The following is an 11600-nucleotide window of genomic DNA, read 5'->3' on the forward strand; positions in this document are numbered from 1 at the left end:
CGTGGTGTCGCCTTCGCCCTGCGAGGTGTTGACGTACATGTTGGCATATTTCTCCACGCCCGGCAGCTTGCCCGACGGGAAGTTGTTCTCGATCGCGTAGAGCGCCTTCTCGAACGATTTCTGGTGCGCCACCTCGCGCGTCATCAGGAAGCCTAGCGCATCCTTGATGCCGGGATCGTCGGTGATGTTGATCAGCCGCTCATAGACGATCTTGGCGCGCGCCTCGGCCGCGATGTTCGATCGCAGGTCGACCGTCGGCTCACCGCGCGAATCCACATAGGCTGCCGTCCATGGCACGCCGGCAGAATCGCACAGCGCCGGCCCGCCGCCGAACAGGATCGATTCCTTGGCGCTTGTCCCCGTGGAGCCGACCAGCTGGTACAGCTCGGCTTCCTTCATCGTTCCTTCGGCCAACTGCGCCTTCACGCCCTTCGTCAGCATGGCGACGATCGATCCGATGATCTCGAGGTGGCTCAGTTCCTCGGTCGCAATGTCGAGCAGCATGTCCTTGCGACCGGGATCGTCCTCGGCCAGCCCCTGCGTGAAGTAACGCATCGCCGCGGCCAGCTCGCCATCGGCGCCGCCGAACTGTTCCATCATCAAGGTTGCAAGGCGCGGATTGGGCTCGGCCACGCGCACGGTGTATTGCAGGCGCTTGTTATGCATAAACATAGATTAAACTCCGGCAAACTAAGGCATTTTTCGTCCTGCCAGAGCGAACCAGGCGCTCAACCGTTCCCTTCGCCGGAAACATTCCGCATCATCTATTCCGATCCTTTGGCATCCCTTTCCCAACGCGATGCCGGCCTTGCGCGCACCTGAAGATGGGTCAATGGAGGTGGCGTATTCCACAAGAAGAGTTGTTCGTGACCAAGCACTTCCTTCTCGCGCTCATTGCCACTTCCGCCCTCTCCTCCACTCCCCTCGCCGCACAGGAAAAATCCGACGCCAAACAGCCACCCGCCCGCCCTTACGCGGAAGTGGTGAAGGCGGAGGCTGAAGCGAACTGGGCCAAGGCGCCAGTCGAAGAAGCCGAGACGCGCACGCGCGACAGCGTCACGATCAATGGCAAACGCTACAATTACATCGCCTCGGCCGGCACGCTCACCACGCGCGACAACGAGGGGAAGCCTACCGCCTCGATGTTCTACACCGCCTATACGCTGGACGGGACGAAGCCCGGCACGAAACGGCCGATCACCTTCCTGTTCAACGGCGGCCCTGGCTCGCCCTCTTTCTGGCTGCGCATGGGATCGTTCGCGCCGATCCGCATCCGTACCACCAGCCCCGAATTCGTCCGTCCGGCGCCGTATGACGTTGGCCCCAACCCGGATTCGCTACTCGACAAGACCGACCTCGTCTTCCTGGATGCGATCGGTTCGGGCTATTCGCGCCCGCTCGGCGATGCGAAGCCGGGCGACTTCTATGGCGTTGACGAGGATGTCGACGTCTTTGCGCGCGCCATCATGCGCTACGTGACCAAATATGGCCGCTGGATGAGCCCCAAGTTCATTCTGGGCGAAAGCTACGGCACGCTGCGCGCGGGTGCACTGGCCTATCAGCTGCAGGACCGCGGCATGGCGCTGAACGGCGTGATGCTGCTCAGTTCGATCATGAACTACGGCTACCGCCAGCCGGGCCTCGATCAGGTGTATATCAACTACCTGCCCAGCTACGCGGCTACCGCCTGGTACCATAACCGCATTCAGAACCGCCCCGCCGACGTCGCGACCGTGGTGGCGCAGGCCCGTGCGTTCGCAACCGGCCCGTACATGGCCGCGCTCGCCAAGGGGCAGCTGATCTCGCCGCAGGAACGCGATCAGGTCGCCGAGCAGATGAGCCAGCTGACCGGCCTCAGCACCGATTTCATCAAGCGCGCCAATCTGCGCGTTGATCTCGCCCGCTTCCAGAAGGAGCTGCTGCGCGGCTCCAACCGCACCGTTGGCCGGTTCGACTCGCGCTATCTCGGCATCGACACCGATGCGGTGGGCGAGCGGCCGGAAACGGATGCTTCGTCGGACGCGGTGTCCGGCGCCTATATCGCCTCGTTCCAGGACTATGTGCACTCGACGCTCGGCTACAAGACCGACCTGCCCTACCGCCTGTCGGCGCGCGATGGCGCCGGGTTCAAATGGAACTGGGCGCATAAGGCACCGGGCGGCGGCTATGGCAGCCAGAACAATCCCAACACCGCGATCGATCTGGCGGGAGCGATGCGCACCAACCCCTATCTGAAGGTGCTGTCGCTCAATGGATATTACGACATGGCGACGCCGTTCTTCGGCACGGAGAACGATCTTGGCCACATGATGCTGGAGCCGGCGCTTCAGGCGAACCTGAAGTACACTTATTACCCGGCCGGCCACATGACGTATCTGAACCCGGACGCGCTGCGCGACATGAAGCGCGACCTGGCCGGCTGGTATGACGAGGCGGTGAGTGACGCACGGTCGTCCACCCCGCCGGTACCGCCCTCGGCGCAGGCCGGTACGGTCAGCGGCGAAACACCGAACTGAGCCGTCGGGAACCCCTCTCGCCATCGCCGGGGAGAGGGGTTCCGCCCAGCGTCAGGCCGCTTCCTTCAGCGCCCCGACGTAACGGTCGCGCAATTCGCGCTTCAGCACCTTGCCGATCGGCCCCCGGGGCAATGCGTCGACGATGTGCACATCCGCCACGCGCTGCATCTTGCCCACCCGTGCGTTGATCCATTCCCTGATCTCGCCCGCATCGCCGCCCGGCGCCACGACGAACGCGACCGGCGTCTCGCCCCAGGTTTCGCTCGGTACGCCCACTACGCTCGCTTCTGTCACCGCGGGATGCGCTGCCACGACCGCCTCGATGTCGGACGGGTAGATGTTGAACCCGCCAGAAATGATCATGTCCTTCTTGCGGTCGAGGATCGTCAGGAACCCATCGGCATCGATCCGGCCGATGTCACCGGTGCGCTGCCACACCCCGCCATCGGGCGCGATCCAGCGGCTCTCGGCGGTCTCGTCGGGGCGGTTGTGGTAGCCGATCATCATGCCGCCTGACCGCGTGACGATCTCCCCCTGCTCACCCGGCGGCACGTCGCGATCATCGTCGTCCAGCAGCCGCACTTCGCCGCCGCCCGGCGCGATCCGACCCACCGTGTGCAGCTTGTCGGGATGCTCATGCGCGAACAGGACGAAGCTCGCGCCACCCTCTGTCATGCCATAATATTCGACCAGGCCGCCCGGCCAGCGATCCAGCATCTCGCGTTTCATCGCCGGCGCGAACGGCGCGGAGGTGCAATATTTCACCCGAAAGGCACTGAGGTCCGTGCTGTCGAAATCCGGATGGGCCAGCAGCCGCGCGCACATCACCGGCACCAGCATCGCGTGGGTGGTCTGATGCTGTTCTGCCAACGCCAGCCAGCGCCTCGCATCGAACTTCGCCATCAGCACGATCGTGCCGCCAGCGCCGATCGTCTGCACCAATGCCGACAGCGTGGTGTTGGAATATAACGGCGTCGCCAGCAGCGTGACCGCATCGGCGCTATAGCCCCGCGCCCCGCCGCTCTCCAGCATGCGTGCGCGGTATCGGAACGGCTGGACGATCCCCTTGGGGGTGCCTGTCGTGCCGGAGGAATAGATGATCGTCATGGCTGCATCGCCATCCACCGCAACCGGCGTCGCATCGCCCGTCGCACCGTCGGTGAGCCAGTGCTCGAATTCCTCGTCCAGCATAATTACGCGGGCGCCGACGGCGAACGGCAGGCTCTCGTCTGCGAAGAGCAAGGCCGCACCCGAATCGCGGATCATCGACTGCTTGGCTGCCGCCTCGGCGGAGACCGGAATGGCGGCCAGCACGATGCCCGCCCGCGCCGCGCCCACCATCAGCGCCAGATAGCTGAGCCGGTTCGCCGCCAGCACCGCGATTGTATCACCAGCGCCAAGGCCCGATCGCCGTAGCGCCGCGGCAATGCGCGCTCCTTGTCGGTCCATCTCGCCATAGCTGACCTGCGCCTCGTCAGTGATCAGCAGGACATGGTCAGGCGCCTCTGCCGCGCGCCGGGCAATCGCACTCGACAGGGTGGACACGTGTTCGTCGCTCACCGCAACTTCCTCTCGCCGTTTTTTCCATTCGGTAAAACCGCAGGTGCTTTTCGGCTTGCGGCTCCGCGGCCGGCGTTTTAACGTTCATAAAGAAGATTTGGCAAGGGAGCGGATCGCCAGGGAAACGGGCCGCACCGATGTTGGGAGAGAGACGATGACTCGCGACGATCTGATGTTCCGCGACAATCTGCTTCAGGGGCACCGCATCCTGGTCACGGGCGGCGGCACTGGCCTTGGCAAGGTTATGGCCGAGGCGTTCCTGATCCTGGGCGCGGAAGTGTTCATCTGTGGTCGGCGCGGCAGCGTGCTCGACGAAACGGCCGACGAACTGATGACCGCGCATGGCGGCAAGATGGTTGGCCTCGCCTGCGACATTCGCGACGAAGCCGCTATCGAGGATACGCTGGACCGCATCTGGAACAACGGCGGCGCGCTCACCGGCCTCGTCAACAATGCGGCGGGCAACTTCGTCAGCCGTACCGAAGACCTGTCGATGCGCGGCTTCGACGCGATTTCCTCCATCGTGTTCCGTGGCTCGTTCGCGATGACGCTGGCGTGCGGCAAGCGCTGGATCGATCAGGGCGTCTCCGCCTCCGTCCTCTCGATCCTAGCGACCTGGGTTTGGAACGGTTCGGCCTTCACCGTGCCCAGCGCCATGTCGAAAGCCGGCGTCAACGTGATGTCGCAGAGCCTGGCGGTGGAATGGGCCGATCGCGGCATCCGGCTGAACTGTATCGCGCCGGGCACCTTTCCGACCGAGGGCATGTCCGCACGCCTCCGCCCAACCGACGGAGATCAGGCGTTCCGCGACACGACCGATTATCCGATGGGCCGCGTCGGGCGGATGCCCGAACTCGCCAATCTGGCCGCCTTCCTCATGTCGCCGCAGGCTGAATATGTCAGCGGCCAGACCATCGCGATCGACGGCGCGCGTTATCTCGCGACCGGCGGAAATTTCTCTTCCATGCGGTCGTGGAGCGATGACCAATGGGCAGCGGCGCGCGATTCGATCCGCGCGACGACGGCAAAGGATAAGGCGGCCCGTACCGCCTGATCTGCGTCCATACGCACGACAAGTTTTACGCCTGTGTTCAGGCTTCGCTTGAACAATCGGAAATCAGCACGTTAAGTGGTGCACAAGCGAACGGCGGAAGCCGCGCGAAGGACGGGAGTGGGAATCATGTTGCAGGGCATCCGGGTGGTCGAACTGGCCAGCTATGTCGCGGCGCCGGGCGCGTGCGGGATCCTGTCCGACTGGGGCGCAGAGGTCATCAAGGTGGAGCCACCTGCCGGCGACCCGTTCCGTCAGTTCTTCGGCTCGATTGGCCTTGAAAACACCGAAAACCGGGTGTTCGACAACGACAATCGGGGCAAGCGATCGATCGCCCTCGATCTCACGGACGCTGATGATGCCGAGGTGCTTCGACGGCTGGTCGCGACGGCTGACGTGTTTGTCACCAACACCCGCCCAGCCAGCCTGGAACGGCTCGGCATCGGCTGGGAACAGCTGAAGGCGATCAAGCCCGATCTGATCTTCGCCAATTTTACTGGCTATGGCAGCGAAGGCGCTGAGGCAGACAAGCCGGGCTTCGACATCACCGCCTTCTGGGCGCGCTCGGGCCTGTGCTCGCTCACCACGGTGAAGAACGGCGATCCGGCGCAATTGCGGACCGGCATCGGCGATCACATGGCGGCCATGGGCCTCGTCGCTGGTATCATGGGCGCATTGTTCCACCGCGCGCAGACCGGCGAGGGGCAAAAGCTTGAAACCTCGCTGCTGCGCATGGGCATCTATGCCGCGTCGAGCGAGCACGCCATCCAGCTTCAGATGAACAAGCTCGCCTCGACCAAGGCCCGGCCAGAGGCGGTCAATCCGCTCAACAATTTCTTCAAGACCGTGGATGGCCAATGGTTCGTCATGGTGCCGCGCCAGGGCTCCGGCGATTGGCCGCGCATCGCCCGCGCAGTCGGCCGTCCCGAACTGCTGGAGGACAGCCGGTTCACCGGGGTACGTGACCGGCGCAGCAATGGTCCGGCGCTGGTCGGCATTCTGGACGAGGCGTTCGGCGCCATGACCTGGCCAGAGGTTCAGGTCGCGCTGGAGGCGGAAAAGGTGATCTTCGGTCCGGTGCAGAGCGTGGCGCAGGCAACGCGCGATCCGCAGGCGCTCGCCGCAGGCTGTTATGTCGATGTCGCAGGTCCGCAGGGTGACATCCGCCTGCCCGCGACGCCGATCGATTTTGAGGCTCATCGCCCCGCCGCGCGGCTTGCGCCTGCGCTGGATGCCGATGGCAACGCAATCCGGGAAGAACTCGGTATCGAGACCGCCAAAACGGCGGCATGACGGCCGTAAAGGCCGAAATAAGGGGACAGAATGGCGAAGGCGGTCGAAGGTAGCCCGGGGGCAAATAACGGGCGGAGCGAAGGACCGGCGCGGGAGGTGTTGCTACAGGCCGCCAGCGACCTGATGATCGAACTGGGCACGCCGGAGGTTTCGCTACACGCCATTGCGCGGCGCGCGGGGGTCACCGCGCCGTTGGTCAAATATTACTTCGGCAGCAAGGAAGGCCTGCTGGTGGCGCTGGTGGAACGCGACACCTCGCGCTCGCTGGCCCAACTCGACGGGTTGAACGCCATGGCGATCGATCCGTTGGCGAAGCTGAAGATTCACATCGCCGGGATCGTGCGGACCTACAGCCGCTATCCCTATCTGGTCGGCCTGCTGAACCACCTGCTCCGAGAATCTCGGTCGGAGGGCTCGGATCAGATCAAGGCCAATTTCGTGATCCCGCTGATCGATGCGCAGCGCCGCATCATCGAGGAAGGGATCGCGGCGGGCCAGTTCCGCCCGATCGATCCGGACAAATTGTACTTCATCATCGTTGGCGCCTGCCAATATCTCTTTTCGTCCCGCGTGGCCTTTGCAGAGATCATGGACGGGAAGCTGAGCGATGAGGCGTTTGCCCATGATTTCCCGTCGGCAGTGCTCGACGTAATCCTGAACGGCCTTCGCGCCTGATCCTCACAACAATCGCGGGTCGCCGGCTGCTGCCGGTACCCGCGATTTGACCATGCGGCGACGGGGCGATAGACGCCGCGCCGCGGCGACCACGTTCCCGCCCCGCCATGGGTGTCAAGTCCGGGACGGCCCGGCAGTCCAGAATGGAGGCTGCTGTGGCGTGGGTTTATCTTGTTATTGCCGGTATTCTTGAAGTGGTCTGGAGCTTCTTCATGAAGCAATCGGACGGCTTCACCAAATTGCAGCCGACGCTGATCACCTTTGCGACGATGTTCGTCAGCTTCGGGTTGCTGTCGCTTTCGATGCGTACGCTGCCGCTTGGTACCGCTTATTCGATCTGGACCGGGATCGGCGCGGTCGGCGCCTTTGTCGCCGGCGTTCTCCTGCTCGGCGAACAAGCCAATCCGATGCGGATCATGGCGGCGGCGATGATCGTCGGTGGCCTCGTGCTGATGAAGCTCTCCTCCCCCGCCTGAGCCTGAGCCTCAACCGCTTCCCGGACATGCTTGATCGTGCGGGTGCCGTACGCCATCCTCTCTGCGGATCGGCGCGCCACGCGCGGGAGGCTCCACATGAAGGTTCATCGCTACGCGGTTGACGTCGAATGGACCGGCAACCTTGGCAACGGCACCCGGACGATGGCCGGCTATCACCGCGATCATCGTATCAGCGCGCCCGGCAAGCCGGCGATCGAGGGATCGTCCGACCCGGCTTTTCGCGGCGACCCGGCGCGCTGGAACCCGGAAGAACTGCTGCTCGCCTCGCTCTCCGCCTGCCACAAGCTTTGGTATCTAGGCCTTTGTGCGCAGGCCGGCGTGGTCGTGCTCTCCTATCACGATGCCGCGGAGGGCGTGATGGAGGAGGAGCCGGGCGGCGCGGGCCAGTTCAGCGCGGTCACCCTGCGCCCTTCGGTCACCATCGCCGCGGACTCCGACCCTTCCCTGGCGGCCGCGTTGCATGAACAGGCGCATGCGATGTGCTTCATCGCCCGCTCGGTGAACTTCCCCGTCGATCACGCGCCCGTCATCACGCTGGGCTGATCACTCCTCGCCACGGCCAGATCGGGCCCGTCGCGGGCAGAAATCTGCGACATTTTCATCACGGCTGCCACCGGTGTCCCCCGATTGCTTTTCCCGGAACAAAGCATGTATCGCTGCTGGTTCATCGATAGGCCAATGCCGAATGTCGCGATCAGAAGAGCTTAGCCGAGAGCAGTTGCTCGACCGCCAGACATTCCAGCTGGGGCTGCTGGATCAACTGCAAGATCAGAACGACCCGGCGCAGATCGCCGCGAGGGCAACCGCCGCGCTGGCGCAGAAGCTGGGCGCGGGACGCTGCGGCTTCGCCTCGGTCGCCCCGGACGGCGCGGCGCTGCAGGTCGAGGCCGAGCAGTGCCACGGTATGCCCGCCCTATTGGGCAAAACCCACGTACACGACGTCGCGGGCGCCGAGGGGTTCGCGGCGCTGTGCCGGGGTGAGGCACTGGTGATCGAGGACACCACCCTCGCCGCCCCGGCCCGAGGGCAAGCGCCCGACGGCGAAACCCGATCCATGATCGTCTATCCGCTGCTGCGGAACGGCAGCCTCGATGCCCTGCTCTACGTGCACGAAGCCTCGCCCCGCACCTGGAGTGCGCAGGAGATCACGCTGGTTCAGGACGTCGCCTTCCGCGCCCGCGAAGCCTTTGATCGCGCCAGCGCGCAGGCACAGCTTCGCACCGGTGAGCAACGCTACCGCGAACTGTTCAATTCGATCGACATCGGCTTTTGCATCATCAAGGTCAGCTTCGCGGAGGATGGCCGCCCGACCGACTATCTCTTCCTCGAGGTGAACGACGCCTTCGCCGCCCAGAGCGGGATCACCGATGCACCGGGCCGCTGGATGCGCGAGATCGCGCCCGGTCATGAGCAGCATTGGTTCGACCTTTACGGGCGCGTGGCGAAAACCGGCATCCCGGAACAGGTGGAGCTTCCGGCGACGGGGCTCGACGGCCGCTGGTTCATGGTCAATGCCTATCGCATCGATGCGCCGGAGCTGCATCATGTCGCGGTGCTGTTCTCCGACCTGACCGGGCGCAAGGAAACCGAGCGCGCACTCGAACGCAGCCGGGAGGAATTGGAGGCCGCCGCTGCCGCCGCCGATCTCGGCCGGTATGATTACCGCCCGCGCGAAGGACGGCTGACATGGGACGATCGCTGCCGTGCGCTCTTCGGCCTCTCTCCCGGTGTCCCCGTCAGCTATGAAGGGTCGTTCCTTGCCGGCCTCCATCCCGACGATCGCGAGTCGGCCAACGCCGCGGTCGCCGCCGCGCTCGATCCCGCCGGGCCAGGCCGCTTTGACGCGGAATATCGCACGATCGGCATTGAGGACGGCGCCTTGCGCTACGTCAGCGCGCATGGCCTCGCCTTCTTCGACAATGGCGCTGCATCACGCCTGATCGGCACGGTGCAGGACGTCACCAAGGACCGGGAGGCGACCGCCGCGCTGCGCGAGGTCAGCGAACGCCTGCGCCTGGCGAGCCGCGCGACGAACGATGCGATCTGGGACTGGGATCTTCGCACCGATCGCGTGACCTGGAACGAAGCCCTTTTTGCCGTCTATGGTCATCCGCCGAGCGAAGCCGAGCAGACGAGCCACTGGTGGCTTGACAACATCCACCCCGACGACCGCTCGCGCGTGTATGCCAGCATCCACCTGGTGATCGACAGCGATGCGACCGACTGGTCCGACGAATATCGTTTCCGCCGCTACGACGCCAGCTATGCCGACGTGCTCGATCGCGGCTATCTGATCCGTGACGCCGACGGCACGCCAATACGCATGGTCGGTGCGCTGCTGGACGTGACCACGCGCAAGGCGACCGAGCGCCTGCTGGAGCAGGAACACGAACGGCTGGTCCATGAGATCGAGGAAACCACGGCCGAGCGCGATCGCGCCGAGGAAGCGTTACGGCAATCTCAGAAGATGGAGGCGGTGGGCCAACTGACCGGCGGCTTGGCGCACGATTTCAACAATCTGCTGACGGGAATCTCCGGCGCGCTGGAAATGATGCAGCTCCGCATCGCGCAGGGCCGCGTCACCGAATTGGAGAAATATTCGGTCGCGGCGCAGGGGGCAGTCCGCCGCGCCGCCGCGCTGACCCACCGCTTGCTCGCCTTCTCGCGCCGACAGACGCTCGATCCCCGGCCGACCGACGTCAATCGCCTGATCTTCGACGTGGAGGAACTGATCCGGCGCACCGTCGGTCCCCATGTCGAGGTGGAGACGGTCGGGAAGGCCGGGCTATGGACCACGCTGGTCGATCCCAACCAGCTTGAAAACGCCATCATTAACCTGTGCATCAACGCCCGCGACGCGATGCCTGATGGCGGGCGGATCACCATCGAAACCGCCAATTGCACGCTTGATGAGCGCGAGGCGCGCGAGCGTGATCTGGCACCTGGCGAATATGTCTCGGTATCGGTGACCGACACCGGAACCGGCATGGCGCCGGACGTGGTGTCGCGCGCATTCGATCCCTTCTTCACCACCAAGCCGATCGGCGAGGGGACGGGCCTCGGCCTGTCGATGATCTACGGCTTCGCGCGCCAATCGGGCGGTCATGTGCGGATCGACACCCATCTGGGTGCCGGGACCACCATGTGCATCTACCTCCCCCGCCATATGGAGGCACCGGATGTCGAGGCGGAGGCCGGCACCGGATCTTCGATCCTGGAACAGGATGCCCCCACCGACGCCGGCTGCATCCTGGTCGTCGATGACGAGCCGACCGTTCGGATGCTGGTCGTCGAGGTGGCCGAGGATCTCGGCTATGATGTGATGGAGGCGTTCGACGGGCAGAGCGCGATGCGGATCATCCAGACCCATGCTGGCATCGACTTGCTGATCACCGATGTTGGGCTGCCCGGCGGCATGAACGGCCGGCAGATCGCCGACGCCGCGCTCAGCCTGCGGCCAGCGCTCAAGGTGCTTTTCATCACTGGATATGCCGAAAATGCCGTGATCGGCAGCGGTCAGCTTGCCCCCAACATGGCGTTGGTGACGAAGCCATTCGCAATGGACTCGCTCGCCGCGCGCATCCGCGAGATCATGGACTGATACTTGCGGCCGACGGGTAGGAAGGCGACCTTCCCACCCATCGGCGCTCGCGCGATCAATCCTTCTTGGCGGACAGATGCCGGCTCAGATGCTTGTTCATTTCGAACATGCTGACCGACTTCTTGCCGAAGATCTTCTCCAGCTTTTCGTCGCCGTTGATCTGCCGCCGGTCCTTGGCGTCCTGCAGATCGTGCTTCTTGATATATTCCCAGACCTTGCTCACCACTTCGCTGCGGGGCAGGTCGTTCTTGCCGACGATCTCGGCCAGCTCGTCCGACGGCGTCACCGGCGCGGTGATGCCGCCACGCGCGCCGCCAGCCGCCTTGCCGGTCGACTTCACCTTCTTCTCGGCTGCCTTGGTTTCGTCCTTGCCGCGCTTTTCCGCCGTACGGGCCATGTTGCTCTCT

General features: G+C 64.5%; 10 protein-coding genes. 7 read left to right on the top strand and 3 right to left on the bottom strand.

Annotated features, from left to right (window positions below):
* The coding region (locus K0S66_RS07190) for a manganese catalase family protein (RefSeq protein ID WP_301074676.1) at window positions 1–666 on the bottom strand (666 nt) is incomplete at its 3' end.
* 200 nt (window positions 667–866) lie between these two features.
* On the opposite strand from K0S66_RS07190, the gene K0S66_RS07195 reads away from it, so the two are divergent.
* A complete protein-coding gene (locus tag K0S66_RS07195; RefSeq protein WP_301074677.1) occupies window positions 867–2516 on the top strand; it encodes a peptidase S10 in 1650 nt (549 codons plus the stop codon).
* Window positions 2517–2567: 51 nt separating this feature from the next.
* Here the strand turns inward: K0S66_RS07195 and K0S66_RS07200 are convergent, their stop codons facing one another.
* Window positions 2568–4076 (bottom strand): class I adenylate-forming enzyme family protein, encoded by a 1509-nt coding sequence (locus tag K0S66_RS07200; RefSeq protein WP_301074678.1) that lies wholly within the window; start codon window positions 4074–4076, stop codon window positions 2568–2570.
* 154 nt (window positions 4077–4230) lie between these two features.
* Between K0S66_RS07200 and K0S66_RS07205 the strand changes: the two genes are divergently transcribed.
* The 6 genes from K0S66_RS07205 (at window position 4231) to K0S66_RS07230 (ending at window position 11193) form a co-directional block, all read left to right on the top strand.
* Entirely contained in the window at window positions 4231–5130 is a 900-nt protein-coding gene (locus tag K0S66_RS07205) for an SDR family oxidoreductase (protein ID WP_301074679.1), read from the top strand.
* A gap of 126 nt (window positions 5131–5256) precedes the next feature.
* Window positions 5257–6420 (top strand): CoA transferase, encoded by a 1164-nt coding sequence (locus K0S66_RS07210; RefSeq protein ID WP_301074680.1) that lies wholly within the window; start codon window positions 5257–5259, stop codon window positions 6418–6420.
* A gap of 30 nt (window positions 6421–6450) precedes the next feature.
* The gene (locus tag K0S66_RS07215; protein ID WP_301074681.1) at window positions 6451–7095 is read left to right on the top strand and encodes a TetR family transcriptional regulator; all 645 of its coding nucleotides are present in this window, start codon (window positions 6451–6453) and stop codon (window positions 7093–7095) included.
* 155 nt (window positions 7096–7250) lie between these two features.
* Window positions 7251–7571, top strand: a complete 321-nt coding sequence (gene sugE, locus K0S66_RS07220; protein ID WP_301074682.1) for a quaternary ammonium compound efflux SMR transporter SugE — start codon at window positions 7251–7253, stop codon at window positions 7569–7571.
* 96 nt (window positions 7572–7667) lie between these two features.
* A complete protein-coding gene (locus K0S66_RS07225; protein WP_301074683.1) occupies window positions 7668–8135 on the top strand; it encodes an OsmC family protein in 468 nt (155 codons plus the stop codon).
* Between the two features lie 142 nt (window positions 8136–8277).
* Window positions 8278–11193: a PAS domain-containing protein gene (locus K0S66_RS07230; RefSeq protein ID WP_301074684.1), complete on the top strand. Its 2916-nt coding sequence runs from the start codon at window positions 8278–8280 to the stop codon at window positions 11191–11193.
* Between the two features lie 55 nt (window positions 11194–11248).
* On the opposite strand, the gene K0S66_RS07235 is transcribed toward K0S66_RS07230, so the two are convergent.
* A complete protein-coding gene (locus tag K0S66_RS07235; RefSeq protein ID WP_366520790.1) occupies window positions 11249–11590 on the bottom strand; it encodes an SWIB/MDM2 domain-containing protein in 342 nt (113 codons plus the stop codon).
* Between the last annotated feature and the right edge of the window lie 10 nt (window positions 11591–11600).

The organism is Sphingomonas sp., from assembly GCF_029239295.1.
GTDB lineage: Bacteria > Pseudomonadota > Alphaproteobacteria > Sphingomonadales > Sphingomonadaceae > Sphingomonas.